The 15,171-nt window shown below is 59.2% G+C and carries 17 protein-coding genes and 1 tRNA gene; 11 read left to right on the top strand and 7 right to left on the bottom strand.

All coding sequences use genetic code 11. The features are described 5' to 3' along the window. Positions 1-40: 40 nt before the first annotated feature. A complete protein-coding gene (locus ACR0IM_RS06630; protein ID WP_480681238.1) occupies positions 41-1,015 on the bottom strand; it encodes an isopenicillin N synthase family dioxygenase in 975 nt (324 codons plus the stop codon). Further along, the gene (locus ACR0IM_RS06625) at positions 1,015-2,379 is read right to left on the bottom strand and encodes an FAD-dependent oxidoreductase (RefSeq protein WP_480681237.1); all 1,365 of its coding nucleotides are present in this window, start codon (positions 2,377-2,379) and stop codon (positions 1,015-1,017) included. The genes ACR0IM_RS06630 and ACR0IM_RS06625 overlap by 1 nt, the downstream gene beginning before the upstream one ends. A gap of 169 nt (positions 2,380-2,548) precedes the next feature. Between ACR0IM_RS06625 and proS the strand changes: the two genes are divergently transcribed. Continuing rightward, the gene (proS, locus tag ACR0IM_RS06620) at positions 2,549-3,895 is read left to right on the top strand and encodes a proline--tRNA ligase (RefSeq protein WP_480640932.1); all 1,347 of its coding nucleotides are present in this window, start codon (positions 2,549-2,551) and stop codon (positions 3,893-3,895) included. Position 3,896: 1 nt separating this feature from the next. Continuing rightward, positions 3,897-4,817, top strand: coding sequence for a glycosyltransferase family 2 protein (locus ACR0IM_RS06615; protein WP_480640931.1), 921 nt, complete (start codon positions 3,897-3,899; stop codon positions 4,815-4,817). 110 nt (positions 4,818-4,927) lie between these two features. Here ACR0IM_RS06615 and ACR0IM_RS06610 read toward each other — a convergent pair whose 3' ends face one another. Then, the gene (locus ACR0IM_RS06610; protein WP_480640930.1) at positions 4,928-5,287 is read right to left on the bottom strand and encodes a hypothetical protein; all 360 of its coding nucleotides are present in this window, start codon (positions 5,285-5,287) and stop codon (positions 4,928-4,930) included. 386 nt (positions 5,288-5,673) lie between these two features. On the opposite strand from ACR0IM_RS06610, the gene ACR0IM_RS06605 reads away from it, so the two are divergent. Then, positions 5,674-6,969 carry a lipoprotein-releasing ABC transporter permease subunit gene (locus ACR0IM_RS06605; RefSeq protein WP_480589974.1) on the top strand — a complete coding sequence of 432 codons (1,296 nt, stop codon included), beginning with the start codon at positions 5,674-5,676 and terminating at the stop codon, positions 6,967-6,969. Further along, positions 6,962-7,648, top strand: coding sequence for an ABC transporter ATP-binding protein (locus ACR0IM_RS06600; RefSeq protein ID WP_480681235.1), 687 nt, complete (start codon positions 6,962-6,964; stop codon positions 7,646-7,648). Before ACR0IM_RS06605 ends, ACR0IM_RS06600 begins: the two co-directional genes overlap by 8 nt. Here ACR0IM_RS06600 and ACR0IM_RS06595 read toward each other — a convergent pair. Continuing rightward, entirely contained in the window at positions 7,632-8,069 is a 438-nt protein-coding gene (locus tag ACR0IM_RS06595) for a DMT family transporter (protein WP_480589970.1), read from the bottom strand. The two genes, ACR0IM_RS06600 and ACR0IM_RS06595, sit on opposite strands and share 17 nt — an antisense overlap. Before the next feature lie 92 nt (positions 8,070-8,161). On the opposite strand from ACR0IM_RS06595, the gene ACR0IM_RS06590 reads away from it, so the two are divergent. Beyond that, positions 8,162-8,566 carry a c-type cytochrome gene (locus ACR0IM_RS06590; protein ID WP_480681234.1) on the top strand — a complete coding sequence of 135 codons (405 nt, stop codon included), beginning with the start codon at positions 8,162-8,164 and terminating at the stop codon, positions 8,564-8,566. A 3-nt stretch (positions 8,567-8,569) separates the two neighbouring features. On the opposite strand, the gene ACR0IM_RS06585 is transcribed toward ACR0IM_RS06590, so the two are convergent. Together ACR0IM_RS06585 and ACR0IM_RS06580 are read right to left on the bottom strand one after the other, a co-directional pair. Then, positions 8,570-9,238: a hypothetical protein gene (locus tag ACR0IM_RS06585; RefSeq protein WP_480589966.1), complete on the bottom strand. Its 669-nt coding sequence runs from the start codon at positions 9,236-9,238 to the stop codon at positions 8,570-8,572. Positions 9,239-9,297: 59 nt separating this feature from the next. Further along, positions 9,298-9,960, bottom strand: a complete 663-nt coding sequence (locus ACR0IM_RS06580) for a DNA-3-methyladenine glycosylase I (protein WP_480681233.1) — start codon at positions 9,958-9,960, stop codon at positions 9,298-9,300. A 150-nt stretch (positions 9,961-10,110) separates the two neighbouring features. Here ACR0IM_RS06580 and ACR0IM_RS06575 point away from each other — a divergent pair, with 150 nt between their 5' ends. The 4 genes from ACR0IM_RS06575 (at position 10,111) to ACR0IM_RS06560 (ending at position 13,819) form a co-directional block, all read left to right on the top strand. After that, positions 10,111-10,776 (top strand): NnrU family protein, encoded by a 666-nt coding sequence (locus ACR0IM_RS06575; protein WP_480681231.1) that lies wholly within the window; start codon positions 10,111-10,113, stop codon positions 10,774-10,776. A 71-nt stretch (positions 10,777-10,847) separates the two neighbouring features. After that, positions 10,848-11,369, top strand: a complete 522-nt coding sequence (locus ACR0IM_RS06570) for a DUF2478 domain-containing protein (RefSeq protein ID WP_480589960.1) — start codon at positions 10,848-10,850, stop codon at positions 11,367-11,369. A gap of 87 nt (positions 11,370-11,456) precedes the next feature. Then, positions 11,457-12,704 (top strand): D-arabinono-1,4-lactone oxidase, encoded by a 1,248-nt coding sequence (locus ACR0IM_RS06565; RefSeq protein WP_480681230.1) that lies wholly within the window; start codon positions 11,457-11,459, stop codon positions 12,702-12,704. Continuing rightward, on the top strand, positions 12,701-13,819 hold the full coding sequence (locus tag ACR0IM_RS06560; protein WP_480681229.1) for an alanine racemase: 1,119 nt from the start codon (positions 12,701-12,703) through the stop codon (positions 13,817-13,819). Before ACR0IM_RS06565 ends, ACR0IM_RS06560 begins: the two co-directional genes overlap by 4 nt. Before the next feature lie 34 nt (positions 13,820-13,853). Here the strand turns inward: ACR0IM_RS06560 and ACR0IM_RS06555 are convergent. Beyond that, positions 13,854-13,937: transfer RNA gene (locus ACR0IM_RS06555), tRNA-Tyr, on the bottom strand. Between the two features lie 116 nt (positions 13,938-14,053). On the opposite strand from ACR0IM_RS06555, the gene rlmB reads away from it, so the two are divergent. Next, positions 14,054-14,827, top strand: a complete 774-nt coding sequence (rlmB, locus tag ACR0IM_RS06550; RefSeq protein ID WP_480681228.1) for a 23S rRNA (guanosine(2251)-2'-O)-methyltransferase RlmB — start codon at positions 14,054-14,056, stop codon at positions 14,825-14,827. Further along, positions 14,808-15,122, top strand: coding sequence for a hypothetical protein (locus ACR0IM_RS06545; RefSeq protein ID WP_480681446.1), 315 nt, complete (start codon positions 14,808-14,810; stop codon positions 15,120-15,122). The genes rlmB and ACR0IM_RS06545 overlap by 20 nt, the downstream gene beginning before the upstream one ends. The last annotated feature ends 49 nt before the right edge of the window (positions 15,123-15,171 follow it).

Genomic DNA, 15,171 nt, shown 5'->3' with positions numbered 1-15,171 from the left:
CCTTGATGCAAGCGCTTCATGCCCCTTGGATTTCGGCGTTTCAGTCGCTGAGCGTGCCCAGTTCAGGGGTCGCTTCGTCTGCTTTTTCATCCGGCCAGTTGGTGCGCCAGATTTCCGCCGACCAGTGACCGCAATGCACGGAAGGACGGTCGAAGCCGGGCAGGGAGGACAGCAATGGCGCGACCACCACATCATGACGGGGCACGGCGAAATAGGGAAACGAGTAGCGTTCGTGGCCCGAGCGATTGACGACGCGGTGCGGCGTGGATTTCAGACGACCGCCCGACCACAGCTCCAACATGTCGCCAATGTTGACGACGAAGCCGCCCGGCGGGCAGCTGGGGGTGATCCAGCCACCGTCGCGGGTCTGAACCTCAAGCCCGCCCACGGGATCGGGGGCGATGATGGTCAGCGCGTCGGTGTCCTTGTGCGGGTGGATGCCAAAGCCGCCCTGATCCGGCGCTTGAGGAGGGTAGTGCAGCAGCGTCATGTTGGTCATCGGTTCGTGGAATGCGTCGCGCAGGTGGCGTTCGGGCAAACCCAGCCCCATCTCAAGTGCGCCAAGCAACATGTCCGCCACGCGATCCAGTTGCGTCCAATAGCCAAGGATGACCGGGCCTGCCTCGGGCACTTCGGGCGGCCAGATATTCGGGCCGTAGAGCGTACAGTCCTTGCGAATGGGCGCGTCCGGCGCGGTCTCGTAGTGCAGCTTGTAGCCTTCGTACTTGTCGGCCTTGCCGGACCCGTCGTTGGGCGTGAAGAACCCCATCGGAATAAACCCGCGATAGTTCTCGCGGGTGATCGCCTGATCCCATTTGGCGCTTTCGTCGATGGCAAAGATGGCCTGAACGCAGCTGCGGACCTCGGCGACCGTTTGCTGGGCAATACCTGTACCGGTGATCGACAGAAATCCAATCTCGGTGCAGGCGTCCATCACCTGCCGGACGGTTCGATCATAGTCGGCATGGGCGGGATCATGCAGCGGGATGATGTCGATTGTGGGGATATGGTCCATCAATGAATCCTCACACCCTGACGGGCTAGCTCGGCATGGACCGGAGCAAGGTTCAACTCGTGCACATCCTGATTGCTTTTCAGAGACAGTGCCGCCGCGATCCCTGCGCCTTGTCCCATAACGGCGCAGCACGCCATGTTACGGGTGGCGGCATGGGCCACCTTGTCTGCACCGTGCGACCGGCCCGCGACCAGTAGGCCTTTTATCCCCTTGGGAAGCATTGAGCGATAGGGGACCTGCATATACCGCCCGGTGGTCGGCAGGATCAGGATGCCATAGCCGTCGATGAATTCGGGGTAGATGCCGATGGTGTCCTCAAACCGGCCCTGATGGCGGGCGTCGTTCTCGGTCATGTTGTAAACGGCGTCGATCTTGCGGGTGTCGCGGATGCCGATGGTCATACCGAAGTTCCGTAACCGCGCATTTTCGCAGCCGGGCATGTATCGACGCAGCGCTTCGATGGCCAGCATTGACTGACGGCGGCCTTCGATCTCACCACGGGTCAAGCTGTCGGGGTCGGTGCCGTCAATCTCGGCCAGATGGATGAGGTTCATATAGGTCAGTTCACCCGTGTCATGCATTGCCCCCCATGTGCCCGCGATGGTGTTCAGATGCGGCGGGATCAGACCCTCTTTGATGGCCTGCTGGAACGGCTTCTTGACGAAGGGCGAGAACATGTCGTCCTCCTTGCCACTGGTTTCGATGTTCCATTCTCCACCGCCGCCCCAGTCTTTGTAGGTCTGTGGATCGGCCTTGACGCCCTCCATGAAGGCGCGCTTGTCGACTCCGGCCAAGTGGAACATGACAGAGGCGGCCATCATCTCTTCGCGAGGGGTCTTGAGCGTGGGTGCACCGGCACGATGGGCCACATCGGCATCACCAGTGGCGTCGATCACGACCTTGGCCAGGATCGCCTCGCGTCCGGCCTTGGATTCGGTGATGATGCCGGTGATCTGGTCACCATCCATAATGGGCGCGACGAACTGGCGATGCAGCATCGGGTGCACACCTGCTTCTTCGACCAGCTTGTCGGCAACCAGTTTGAAACCTTCACTGTCTAGCTCATAGCTGAGCGATTGGCTTTCCGGCACCGCCGCGCCCATGTCCTTGGCGCGAGCTTCGAACTCCATACCGATCCCACCGGCCTCAACTGTCTGTTCGTGGCGATACCAGGCGAAGCCCTCGACACCCACGGCGGTGATGTTACCGCCCATACAGCCGAAGCGGTCAACCAGAGACACCTCGGCCCCGGCACGCGCTGCGGCCAACGCGGCGGCCAGACCAGCGGGGCCGGAGCCAACGACCAGAACATCGGATTGGTGGACTACAGGGATTTGACGGGCGGGTTCCTGAATGGTCTGCATCGGCGCCTCTTGAGTTTTACATTCCTGTCACAATTGAAAACCCCAACTGGCGGGTCAATCAGAAAACCGACTGACCTCAGGTCGCAAAATCGCCAATGGCCGATTGCCCCCGGCGGGGCTTTGGAATAAGGACCTTTGAAGTCAAATTCACACCTTTAAAGGTTCATCAATGCGCCTCAGCCGTTACTTTCTGCCCGTTCTCAAGGAAAACCCCTCCGAGGCCCAGATCGTCAGCCACCGGCTGATGCTGCGCGCGGGGATGATCAAGCAAGCATCCGCTGGAATTTACTCTTGGTTGCCGCTGGGCTTCAAAGTGCTGCGCAAGCTGGAAAACATCATCCACGAAGAACAGGCGCGCGCGGGCCACATCGCGATCCAGATGCCCATTATCCAATCGGCAGACCTTTGGCGCGAGTCCGGTCGTTACGACGATTACGGTCAGGAAATGCTGCGTATGAAGGACCGCCACGATCGTGACATGCTGTTTACGCCGACTGCCGAAGAACTGGTGACCGATATCTTCCGCGGCCACGTCAACAGCTACAAAGATCTGCCGCTGACGCTCTACCAGATCCAGTGGAAGTTCCGTGACGAGATCCGCCCACGTTTCGGTGTGATGCGGGGCCGCGAGTTCTACATGAAGGACGGCTACAATTTCGACCTGACCAAAGAAGACGCGCTGCACGCTTATAACCGCCATCTGGTCAGCTACCTGCGCACTTACGAACGTATGGGCCTGCAAGCCATCCCGATGCGCGCCGATTCCGGGCCCATCGGCGGTGACGATACGCATGAATTCCTCGTACTGGCCGACACTGGTGAATCCGAGGTCTTTTATGACAGCGCCGTCACCGACCTGACCTTTGGCGACCGTCAGATCGATTTTGACAACCGTGAACAGTGCCAGGCCATTCTGGAAGAGTTCACTTCGAAATACGCCCGCACGGATGAAACCCATGACGAAGCGCTGTTCAACCAAGTGCCCGAAGAGCGTCGCCGCGTGGCCCGCGGGATCGAGGTCGGCCAGATCTTCTATTTCGGCACCAAGTATTCCGAGGCGATGGGCGCGACTGTGCAAGGCCCCGATGGCAAACCGACGCCAGTCCACATGGGAAGCCACGGCATCGGAGTCAGCCGCCTGATCGGTGCGATCATTGAGGCCAGCCATGACGAAAAGGGTATCATCTGGCCCGAAGGCGTGACTCCGTTCCATTGCGGTATCGTCAATCTCAAACAAGGCGACGAAGAAGCGGATGGAGCGTGTGAGAAGCTCTACGGCGCCCTGACCGCGCTGGGGCTGGAGCCGCTGTATGACGACCGCAACGAACGGGCAGGGGGCAAGTTCGCCACCATGGACCTGATCGGCCTGCCGTGGCGCATCACCGTCGGTCCGCGCGGCCTGAAGAACGGCGTGGTCGAACTGACCAGCCGCCGCACCGGCGAAAGCGAAGAGCTGAGCCCCGAAGCCGCAGTGACCAAGATCGCTGAAATTTACCAGCTTGCAAACAGCGCCTGATATGGCTGGATCGGACATAGCTCTGCCTACGGTTTCCATCATTACCGTAACGCGCAACCTCATTGATGAGGGACGTGTCGATGCGATACGGGCGGCACTGGAGGCCGCCCAAGATCAAGGCGACGCGATTGTCGAGCATGTCATTTGGGATGGTGCGTCCACCGACGGAACAGTTGCGCTTCTGAAAGAACTGATCGCCGAGATTGAGGCGCGCCCAAGCTTTGTCCCGATCCGCTTTCAAAGTTTGCCGGACAAAAGTCTTTATGACGCCATGAACCGGGGGGTTGAGATTTCCCAGGGCGAGTACGTGGTCTTCCTCAATTCGGATGATCAGCTGGCGTCGCCGGATTGTCTGCAAAAGGCACGTGAAGAGATTGGTTCGGGCCGTCCCGATTTCTGCTTTGGACGAACCATCTTTGTTGAAAAGGATGGAAGCAAGCGGTTGTCGCGAGAGCGCAAGGTCCATTCGATTTTGCAACGCATTCCGTTTTGCCACAATTCCATGCTGATCCGGCGCGACGTGTTTGACCGTTTTGGAGGTCACGATCTGGATCTTCGCATTGTAGCTGACTATGACCTTGTGCTGCGCATGTTGTTTGCAGGATGCGAATACCAGATGCTGTCGGTTCCGATTGCGGTTTTCCATCCCGGAGGCGTCTCGGCGGATCAGATGAAAACGGCGCTGGAAATGACGAAGAGCTGGCGCAAGAACTACGCTCCGTTCTTCGGTGGGCGGACGTATTCCGAAGACGAAATGCTGAATTGGTTCCGGATAGGTCAGTTGCCGCTTGGGTTCTGCGTAAATCTGCTGCGCCAGTCCCGGAACCGGCCGCAATTGCGCAAAGCCGCCCTGCATAGTTTGAAAGTGACTTTGAGGCGCACGCTTCAGCCGTGGCGAACCTGGGATTACTTTTCGGACTGACCACCAGAACTCTGCGTCAATGGCTGCGCGCTAGGCATCAACCTCAATACCGCTTAGCACCCGGGGTTGCTAAAACCCTTGTAACGCTTACTCAAGGTCTGGCCGGGCTTCTATGTTCTTTTCGGTTCAGGGCGTTCGGCCAGAACGTCTCCATCCGCGCTGTTGCCGCGTGGCACAACGATCGGACGACCCAGACGCCTTACCAGTTCCCTGAATTCAAATCCCAGAAAATGCAATCCGCAGACCCTTGCGTCAGTTGCGCGATCCGTGATGCACAACCGCCCCTGACGGAACGCGAGGCGATAACCTTTGTCTTTCAGGATATCGGTCAAACTTGCCCAACTTGCCGCAGTGTCGAAAAGTGGGCGCATCGTAGCGCGCAACAGCGCCGCGGTTTCACAATCCAATTCTGAAGATGCGTTTCGGACCAAAATAGGGTCCAACAATTCCGTATTACTCTTTACAAACATGAGCGACCCCCGCTCTTTAAAATGGTTAATTACTTTCCCCCTAATGCTAGGGTGACAAAGTTTCGCAAAATAAGCAAAGGACGAAATAATATTGCTTAACGAATGTTGCATTTTGAGTTCAGTACCTCACGCAACTGCCGTATTGAATTCATAACTGAAACAATCAGGGTTTGTCTGTGAACGGTATCACAACCAAAGGTGTAGCCCTCGGTTTTACCATCTCCTAATACCAGTGCGGGAGCTTCGGATTCGGAGGTGATTCGTCCCATATCGCACCCCGAACTGATCGCAAGGCCGCTCATCCCAGGGCAGGGCGCGCATAACCAGCTTGACCATCCGGTGAAATGCCGAAAGGGTCGCGCCGAACAAAAAAGCCCGGAGCAGACATGGCCAAGACGCCCCCGCCCTTTGCCCCATTCGAATGGAAAATCGCCTGGCGATACCTGCGCGCGCGCAAGGCCGAAGGCGGCGTCAGCGTGATGACGTGGATTTCGCTGATCGGGATCACACTGGCCGTGTTCGCTCTTATTGCCACGCTGGCCGTGCGGTCGGGTTTCCGGTCAGAGTTCGTGGGCACCATTCTGGGGGCCAATGCGCATGTCACGGTCTACTCGGCAGGAAGCTTGGATGCGCAGGGGCGTCTGGACCGCACAATCGAGGATTTTGACGGTGTGGCCGACCGGGTCGCGCAGGTGCCGGGTGTGGTGCGCGCGGCACCTTTGGTCAAGGGTCAAGTGTTGATCACCAATCGCGAGCGCAGCAGCGGTGTCGAGGTGTTCGGCATCCAGCCTGACGATCTGCTTGACCTGCCGGGTATTGCTGAAAGTGAACAGGCGGCGGGTGATCTCTCCGAGTTTCGCAATGACGAGTTCGTTATCGCCATCGGCTCAGGCGTGGCACGCAGCATTGGGGCCACGGTTGGCGATACGGTCAAGCTGACCTCACCCAACGGGGTGAAGACAGCCTTTGGCACTTCACCGCGCGTCAGTGCCTATCGGGTGGTTTATGTATTTTCGGCTGGACGCTATGACATTGACCGCACGCGCGTCTACATGCCGTTCGAACAGGCGCAGAGCTTTTTCAACCGCGAGGGTGTGGCAGACGAGATCGAAGTGATGGTCGAGCGTCCCGAGGAGCTGACCCCGATCCTGATCCCGATCCTCGAAGCCGCGGGTGAACGCAGCCAGATATGGACATGGCAGGACGCCTCGGGCGGGTTCCTGCGCGCGCTTGAGGTCGAAGACAACGTGATGTTCATCATCCTGTCGATCCTCGTTCTGATCGCAGCTATGAACATCGTCTCGGGTCTGATCATGTTGGTCAAAAACAAAGGCCGGGATATTGGCATCCTGCGTACCATCGGCCTGAGCGAAGGGTCGGTCCTGCGGGTGTTCTTCATCTGCGGTGCGTTCACCGGCATCATAGGCACGGTGATGGGCGTCGTTCTGGGCTGCGTGTTTGCGATCTATATCGATCCGATCTTTTCGTTCGTGAACTTCGTCATGGGCGGCGGCGTCTGGGATCCGTCCATTCGTGGCATCTATGCCCTGCCGGCGGAACTGCACCTGTCGGACGTACTCAAAGCAATTGGATTGTCGCTGGGTCTGTCCTTTTTTGTCACCTATTTTCCCGCCCGCCGCGCGGCGCGGCTAAACCCTGTCGAGGCGCTGCGCTATGAATGATGTGACGTTGCGGTTGAACGGTCTGACCAAGACCTATCTGAAAGGCACGCCGGGCGAGGTTCAGGTGCTGCGCGGTGCCGATCTGGACTTGCGCGCGGGTGAGGCGGTGGCGCTGGTTGCGCCGTCCGGCGCGGGCAAGTCGACCTTGTTGCACATAGCTGGTCTGCTGGACACGCCTGATGAGGGCTCGGTCGAGATCGCAGGCCAGAGTGTGACGGGCAAAGGCGACCGTACCCGCACCGCTCTGCGGCGGCGGGATGTGGGGTTTGTTTATCAGTTCCACCATCTGCTGCCTGAATTCACCGCGCTGGAGAATATCACCCTACCGCAACTGGCCAATGGCGTGTCCGAAAAGGCGGCACAAGAAAGGGCGATGGCTCTGCTGGACCGCGTCGGGGTAGCGCCGCGCGCGGATCACCGCCCAGCGGCCTTGTCGGGGGGCGAGCAACAGCGTGTGGCCTTCTGCCGGGCCTTGGCCAATAAACCGCGCGTCCTGCTTGCGGATGAGCCGACAGGCAATCTGGACCCCGAGACCTCGGATCAGGTGTTTGATGCGTTGATGGCACTGGTTCGGGACGAGGGACTCTCGGCGCTGATCGCCACGCACAACATGGACCTTGCAGCGCGGATGGATCGAAAACTGCGGTTGGACGGGGGCGTGCTTAGGCCAGTTGAGTAATGGCAACCCCTGCGGCCATCACGGCGATCCCGCCTGCGCGTACCCATGTGAGCGGAGTCACCTGTGCCCCGAACAGGCCAAAATGGTCGATCGCTGCTGTGCTGATCAGCTGACCCAGCAGCACGAAAAACACAGCGTTTCCGACGCCGAAATGCGGGGCGACATGGGTGATCGACAGCACGTAGAAGGCGATCAGAACGCCAGCCAACAACAGATGTTTGGGCGCCTGTGCGACTTTGGATAGCGCTCCGAACCCCGGAAACAGCATCATCACGAGAGCGGATGCGCCGAAGGCGATGGCAAACAGGACAACGGCGGCGGTGGTCGGAGAGCCAATCAGCCGACCCAGGGCCGCGTTCAGCGCCGCAAGGATCGGCACGCCAATCCCGGCGGCCAACATGATGGCTACATATTGTGTCATTGCCCGTATCCTCTCGCTGCGTTGATCTGGATCATTGCGGCAAGCTGGCCCTCGGGCAAGCCTGTAAATGTCAATCAGGGCAGGAGGATGCGATGATCGGACCGATACGGAATGCAGTTTCAATAAGCTTGGTGGCACTGGCATCACAAGCAGCCGCTCAGGACGTTGAGACGGGCGCAGAGTTGTATCAGCATTACTGCGCGACGTGTCACGGGATCGACGCAACCGGTCATGGCCCGATGGCCGGGGTACTGGTCATTCAACCGGTCGACCTGACCAAATTGGCCGGGGAAGATGGCGTGTTTCCAACCGCTCGCGTCGTGGCGCGGATTGACGGGCGCGACCCGCTGGTCAGCCATGGTAGTCCGATGCCGGTCTATGGGCCCTATTTCGACGGTCAGGACACATCGATGAAAACGCCCGAGGGTCAACCGATCCTGACCAGCCAGCCGATTGTGGATCTGGTCGCATATCTGCAGACATTGCAGGGGCAGTAGGCGTTAGCGGCAGATTCCGTCGATTTCGGCGCCGCTCCAGGGGATCACGATGTCGCGTTCGCGCGGCTGACCCGGCAAGGGCGACAGATCGAAATGCGCACCCAGCATGTCATGCAGGCGCTGGGTGCGGGGAGCCTTTGGGTCCAGCGCCCGGCAGCAGACATATTCTTCGACAATCGCGCCCTGCTGTTCGAACCCGTAAGACAGAAAATCGGATGAGGTCTCGATATCGAACAGATACGGGTCCTTGTTGCCGCCGTGTTCGGCCGCGGCCCGCAGCGGGTGATAGCCGGTGGTTTCCCGGTTCTGCCATTGCCAGACATGAGTCAGCTCATGCGCCAGCAGCATCGCCGCGATCAGATTCATCTGCTCGGGGAAGTCGGACATATAGTCGTCAAGATACCAGTCGCGCGTGAAATAGACTTTGTTGAACAAGGCAACGGCGGCGGGTTTTGCGGTCACGACACCCTCGACCGGTGGTGGAAGGATACGTTCACGGCAGGCGAGACGCGGGCGTTCCTTGCGGTAAAAGGTGATCGGCGCGACAGGGGCACCTTCGACCAGACGCACGTGGTCCAGGTTCAAGGTCTCGCCCTGAACGGCACCGGCAAAGGCGCGCTCCTGATCCGTCAGCGGACGACCGCAGGAGGCGAGCAGGAATAGTAACGTCATCAAAATGCGCCAGGCCATGCTCAAAGCCTAATGTGAAGCGCCTTCGCTGCAACCGGTTTTCACAGGCTCATCGCTAATACGCGGCTTATTTCCGTCAGTGATCGCCCGGATTGGTCCATCCATGTGTTAAAGGCCTGTTGTACAGCCGCCATCGCCTTTTTCGAACTGGGGGCTTTATCGACCACGCCCTCGGCAATCAACCGCGCGGTGACATCGCGCGACAGGATGAAACTGTCCCGCCCGGCAAAGCGCATGGCGTATTGGGCCGAGGCCCCGCCCAGACGCGACCCGCGTTTGCCCAACATCGCCAGCAGACCCACATAATCGGTCGAGGGCCAGCCGCCCAGAATTTGACCGACCCCGCCTTCCTGCCGCAGTTCCAGCAGTAACGCCGCATTGTCCCGGACGGTAGCAATCTTGGTGCCATTGCGCACAATGCGCGTATCCTGCAACAGCGAGTCGAATTTCTCGTCATCCATGAAGGCACAGCGGCCAATATCGAACCCGTCAAAAGCGGTCTCGAACCCGTCCCACTTGTTTTCGATGACCTTCCAGTTGAATCCGGCCTGAAAGACGCATTTGGTGATGATCGAAAGCCATCGATCATCCGGCATGGCCGTCAATTCGGCCACGCTTTTGGGTTTGCTCAGCTTGGCCTCCAAGGCGTCGGGCCCGCCGTGGCGGTCGGCGGCCATGGTAAAGATGTCGTCGAAATGGTGCATCAGAGTCCTCCGACGGCAAGGTCGCGTGTTCGCCGCCGGGTTGCAAGTATTGGTTCCGAGCCGAATAGTGCTTGTGCGTTCGACTTGACTTCGGACAAAGACCACCCCTCATTCGGCGCCTAAACCGGGCCAACACTCACGGAGACCACTATGCTGGGCTGGAGCCTTTTCCTTGCTGCGCTGATTACATTCCTGCTGACCCACGCCATACCGGCGCGGCCCGCGATGCGTGGGCGGTTGATCGAGGTGATGGGGCGCAGAGGCTATTTTGTCGCCTACTCTGTTTTATCCCTGCTTGTTCTCGGCTGGCTGATCGTCGCCGCCGCGCAGGCGCCTTACGTCGAGGTGATCCCGCCCTTTGCCGTTCTGCGCTGGGTGCCGCTGCTGGTGATGCCGGTCGTGTGCTGGTTAGCCTTGGCGGGGATGTCGATTCAGAATCCGTTTTCGTTCGGCGGGCTGGGGCACCGCCGGTTCGAGCCGGAAAATCCCGGCATCCTGCGCACAACGCGCCACCCTTTGCTGGCGGCGCTGATGCTGTGGGCGCTGGCGCATCTGCTGGCCAATGGCAGCCTGTCGCATGTCATCCTGTTTGGTTTGTTCGCGGGCTTTGCCGTGCTGGGCATGTCTCTGATCGACCGCCGCAAGGCGCGTGAGATGGGGATCGAATGGACACGCCTGTCCCGCAATACCGCGCGGTTTTCCCTGCGGGCTCCGCGCCCTTGGCCCGGCATTTGGATTGGGTTGGTTTCACTTGCCGTATTTGCGGCACTGCTTCATCTGCACGCACCTGCGATCGGCCTGTCTCCGTTACCGTAACGCGAGGGAGTGGTCGGGCAGGGTCATGCGTGCTATCTGGAATGTCACAGTTTTAATTCGAGGGTCTTTCAATGTACCTGGCCTATGTCACCACCACCGAACGCGGCGCCACCGACCGCCTGCTGAGCGCCGTTGCCGAGCATCTGCAGGCCAAGGGTGCCCATCTTGCCGGTGTGGTTCAAACCAACAGCGAATGCGCGGACAGCAGCAAATGCGACATGGACGTACGTGTCCTGCCGGACGGAGAGGTCATACGAATCTCGCAGTCCTTGGGTGAACACGCACGCGGCTGCCGGTTGGACCCGGCGGCGCTGGAACAGGCGGTGGGATATGTCACCAACTCGCTTGAAGACGCGCCGCAACTGCTGATCATCAACAAGTTCGGCAAGCACGAGGCTGATGGGCGCGGTTTCCGCCCGGTGATCGCCGAGGCGCTGGCGCAGGATATCCCGGTTTTGGTCGGCGTGAACGGTCTGAACACTGAAAAGTTCCAGGAGTTCACCGGCGACGCTGCTGAACAAATTGAGCCAAGCGTCGAGGCCGTTACTGAATGGTTTGACCGTGTCACAGCGCAACGCGCGGCTGCGGCCTGACGTAAGTTTCGTTGGGTAACGCACTGTAAACCTGACTTGTTTCAACATTCATGTGCTGCAATCCTCTGACCGCGGAGGAGGCAGCACATGTGGACCAACTGGGCCGGAAACCAGAGCGCCGAAACAGCGGTCAGACGCCCTGTCTCGATTGCCGAATTGCGGCAGGCAATAGCGGAAACACCCAGCCTGCGCGTTGTGGGGTCAGGGCATTCATTCACGCCGATCGTTGCGGGCGGGAACCGGATTCTGGACCTGTCTGAACTGGATCTACCGACGCTGGGCGACCGGGACGGTGACCGGATTTGGGTCAACGCAAATGCACGGCTGCGGGATCTGTCACCGGCGCTGGCCGCGCGGGGGCTGGCTTTTCGCAACCTCGGCGATATCAACGCACAATCTCTGGCCGGGGCGGCCTCGACCGCGACACATGGCACCGGGCGGACGCTGCCGTGTCTTGCCGCCGAAATCACCGCCGCGAAACTGGTCAGCGCGGGCGGAGATATCCTGTCCACCGAAGTTATTCCGCTTGAGATGGCGCAAGTCACGCTTGGGATGCTGGGCGTGCTGACCGAAGCGCAAATCTCGGTCGTGCCAAAATACAACCTGCGCCGCCGGGTGCGATTGGCCGATTTGCAGGATAGTCTCGCCGACATGCACCAAAACTGGGCGCAGAACCGGAATTTCGAGTTCTTCTACATTCCCTTCACGGGCAAGGCTGTCGAAATCCGTCACGACCTGACTGACGCGCCCGAGGAGGCGGCGCCGCGTGATCTGGACATGATCGCCGTCAAGGTGCTGAAGCTCGCGCGCAACGCAGGCCGGCTTAGTGGCGGGTTGCGCAGTATGCTGCTGAAGTTGCTGATCTTGGCCCACTCGAACGAAGATTATGTCGGTGAAAGTTGGCGAGTACTGTGCAGCGACCGGCATATTCGGTTCAACGAGATGGAGTACCACTTACCGCCCGACGTGGCCGGAGACGTGTTGAAAGAAGTCATCACTCGTCTGCATCGAGATCACAACGATATCTACTTCCCGATCGAGGTGCGCCAGACTGCGGGCGACACGGCCTGCCTGTCTCCGTTCCAGGGCGGTCCTCGGATTTCGATTGCCGTGCACACGGATGCGAATGAAGGCCATCGCCGATACTTCGACGCGCTGGAGCCTTTGTTTGTCGAGGCAGGCGGACGTCCGCACTGGGGAAAGATACACAGTCTGACCTACAAGGAGCTGTCAGGTATTTACCCGGATTTCGACCGCTTCTGCGCGTTGCGGGAACAGTTCGATCCCGGCGGCAAATTCCTGACACCCGCTTTGACCAAACTGTTTCGGCCATGACTGAGTATCTGAAGAATCTGTCCGACACGTTGCGCGCGTATGGTGTCGACAAACCGGTCACGGTGGTCGATCTGGATCGGCTGGAGACGAATTGTACACTTGCCGTCAGAGGTACGGATGCCGTGTTGGACTGCCGTCTGGTCGCTAAGTCTCTGCCCTGTTTGCCACTTCTCGACCACATCCGCGGGCGGATTTCGACCTCGGGTCTGATGACCTTTTCCGAGCCGATGCTGCTGGCGCTGTTGCAAGCCGAGCCCAAGACGGATCATCTGATCGGCAAACCGCTTCCGGTCAGTTCGGCCGCTCGGGTTCTAGCCGCGTGCCCTGACGCCGCGGCGCGCGTTCAGTGGCTGATCGACACGCCGGAACGGTTGCAGGACTATCTGGCGCTTGCGGCAGGTAGGCAGTCTGCCCTCCGCTTGTCGCTGGAAGTGGATGTCGGTCTGCATCGCGGAGGCTTTAAACCTGACTGCATCGCGGATATTGCGCAGGAAATCGACACCAGCCCCAACGCACGCCTGTCAGGCATGATGGGGTATGAGGCACATCTGGCCAAACTGCCGGGGTTTTTGAGAAAACGCGCCACCCTTATGAGTGCAGTTGCCTATCGGCAGGCTGTTTCCGGTTTGCCCAATGGCGGAAAAGGGCTGTGCCTGAATACCGGCGGCAGCCTGACCTTTCAGTCCTATGGGGCCGACGGCGATGCGACCGAAGTTGCCGTCGGATCGGTTCTGGTCAAGCCAGGCGATTTCGACCACACTTCGACGCAAGAGTTTCAGCCTGCGGCGTTCATCGCCACGCCGATTCTCAAGGCGATGCCTGGTAATTCTCTGCCCGGGTTGGATTTTCTAAGGCGAACCAAAACGGATATCGCAGTGTTCGGCGGGCATTTTCTGGCACAACCCGTCTTTCCCAAGGGGTTTCACTATTCCACGATCTTTGGCCGCTCCAGCAATCAGGAGGTCTGGACAGGGCCACGCGCGGCCATGGTTGCGCCCGGAGATATCGCCATACTGCGCCCGACCCAAAGCGAGGCCGTGCTGAACCAGTTCGGAACCATGCTGGCAGTACGGGATAATCAGGTGGTCGCAGAATGGGAATGCCTGCCGAATTAGCGGCCCGTTGCACTTTGTCATCATCTAAGGAAGATGGTGGGCGACCCTGGAATCGAACCAGGCGTGCGTCTCCGCGAGGGAGTTACAGTCCCCTGCCACACCTTGCGGCCTGTCGCCCACTGTCAGGCGTTGCACCTGACGTGGAGGCGTGATTACTAGCGCACCAAAGGAGCGTCAACAGGAAAATACCGCTTTGACGCAGGAAACCGAATTCCCGGCCCGGAGGCCCAAGAAATGAAGAAACCCAAGTGGGTCGTTGAAAAGGAACAGGCGCGCAAAGCGGCTGCTGCGGAAACTGTTTGGCTGTTCGGTCTGCACGCAGTTCGCGATGCGCTGATGAACCCCAAGCGGCAGAAACTGCGCCTGATCGTGACGCGAAATGCGCGTGATAAACTGGCCGAAGCGATTGAATTTGCGGGGATCGAGTCCGAAATGGTTGATCCGCGCAAGTTCTCGGCGCCGATTGATCCGGGGTCTGTTCATCAGGGCGCCGCACTGGAGGTCAAGCCGTTGGACTGGGGCAGTTTGGCCGAGAACTGTATTGGGCGCGAACACCCCCGCGTGATTCTGCTGGATCGAGTGACCGACCCGCACAATGTCGGGGCGATTCTGCGCTCGGCTGAGGTTCTGGGAGCTAGTGCGGTGATCGGCACGCGACACCATTCAGCTCCGGAAACTGGTGCGCTGGCAAAAACGGCAAGCGGCGCGCTGGAACGGCAACCTTATCTGCGGGTTCGCAATCTGGCGGACGCGATCATGGAATTGCAGAACATGGGCTTTTTGGTGCTGGGTCTGGATGGAGAAGCCGGCGACACTGTCGAGTCGGCTATGGGCGGAAAGCTGGACCAGCCTGTTGCGTTGGTGCTGGGGGCCGAAGGGCCGGGATTGCGACAGAAAACCAAGGAAACCGTGGACCGGCTGGTGAAAATCGACGCAGCTGGCGGATTTGGCTCGCTTAACGTCTCAAATGCTGCCGCAATCGCATTATATGCCTCAAGGCACAGATAAACAGGAGAGACTCATTCCCAGCCCGTCAAAAATCGCCACCTGCTGCTATTGCGGAACCCGCGCTGCGCTGGTTCTGAAAGGAAAGCAACGTCAAGAGCTGAGTTGTTCAAGCTGCGGTGCGCCGTTGCATGACCTAAAGATGGTGCCAAAACGCAAATTGAACGAGAACAAGTCAAGACGGGACACCATGAACGCAAACGGTAACAACAAGAAAAAGAAACAGAAAAAGAAGAATGGTGTCTTTTCACGTGTTCTGGATGAAGCATGGGACGTCATCGAAGATATCTTCGACTGAAATGACGTCTGGGCGACACAGTCGATCACAACCCCGTTAAATGGGGTTC

Source organism: Ruegeria sp. BF6, from assembly GCF_056538665.1.
Note: the sequence above shows the minus strand (reverse complement) of the source record. Positions and strands in the feature narration are given on the sequence as shown.

Excerpts from the sequence above, each read along its gene's own strand:
- ACR0IM_RS06630 (WP_480681238.1), bottom strand. The coding sequence starts at position 1,015 with ATGGACCATATCCCCACAATCGACATCATCCCGCTGCATGATCCCGCC.
- ACR0IM_RS06625 (WP_480681237.1), bottom strand. The coding sequence starts at position 2,379 with ATGCAGACCATTCAGGAACCCGCCCGTCAAATCCCTGTAGTCCACCAA.
- proS (WP_480640932.1), top strand. The coding sequence starts at position 2,549 with ATGCGCCTCAGCCGTTACTTTCTGCCCGTTCTCAAGGAAAACCCCTCC.
- ACR0IM_RS06615 (WP_480640931.1), top strand. The coding sequence starts at position 3,897 with ATGGCTGGATCGGACATAGCTCTGCCTACGGTTTCCATCATTACCGTA.
- ACR0IM_RS06610 (WP_480640930.1), bottom strand. The coding sequence starts at position 5,287 with ATGTTTGTAAAGAGTAATACGGAATTGTTGGACCCTATTTTGGTCCGA.
- ACR0IM_RS06605 (WP_480589974.1), top strand. The coding sequence starts at position 5,674 with ATGGCCAAGACGCCCCCGCCCTTTGCCCCATTCGAATGGAAAATCGCC.
- ACR0IM_RS06600 (WP_480681235.1), top strand. The coding sequence starts at position 6,962 with ATGAATGATGTGACGTTGCGGTTGAACGGTCTGACCAAGACCTATCTG.
- ACR0IM_RS06595 (WP_480589970.1), bottom strand. The coding sequence starts at position 8,069 with ATGACACAATATGTAGCCATCATGTTGGCCGCCGGGATTGGCGTGCCG.
- ACR0IM_RS06590 (WP_480681234.1), top strand. The coding sequence starts at position 8,162 with ATGATCGGACCGATACGGAATGCAGTTTCAATAAGCTTGGTGGCACTG.
- ACR0IM_RS06585 (WP_480589966.1), bottom strand. The coding sequence starts at position 9,238 with ATGACGTTACTATTCCTGCTCGCCTCCTGCGGTCGTCCGCTGACGGAT.
- ACR0IM_RS06580 (WP_480681233.1), bottom strand. The coding sequence starts at position 9,960 with ATGCACCATTTCGACGACATCTTTACCATGGCCGCCGACCGCCACGGC.
- ACR0IM_RS06575 (WP_480681231.1), top strand. The coding sequence starts at position 10,111 with ATGCTGGGCTGGAGCCTTTTCCTTGCTGCGCTGATTACATTCCTGCTG.
- ACR0IM_RS06570 (WP_480589960.1), top strand. The coding sequence starts at position 10,848 with ATGTACCTGGCCTATGTCACCACCACCGAACGCGGCGCCACCGACCGC.
- ACR0IM_RS06565 (WP_480681230.1), top strand. The coding sequence starts at position 11,457 with ATGTGGACCAACTGGGCCGGAAACCAGAGCGCCGAAACAGCGGTCAGA.
- ACR0IM_RS06560 (WP_480681229.1), top strand. The coding sequence starts at position 12,701 with ATGACTGAGTATCTGAAGAATCTGTCCGACACGTTGCGCGCGTATGGT.
- rlmB (WP_480681228.1), top strand. The coding sequence starts at position 14,054 with ATGAAGAAACCCAAGTGGGTCGTTGAAAAGGAACAGGCGCGCAAAGCG.
- ACR0IM_RS06545 (WP_480681446.1), top strand. The coding sequence starts at position 14,808 with ATGCCTCAAGGCACAGATAAACAGGAGAGACTCATTCCCAGCCCGTCA.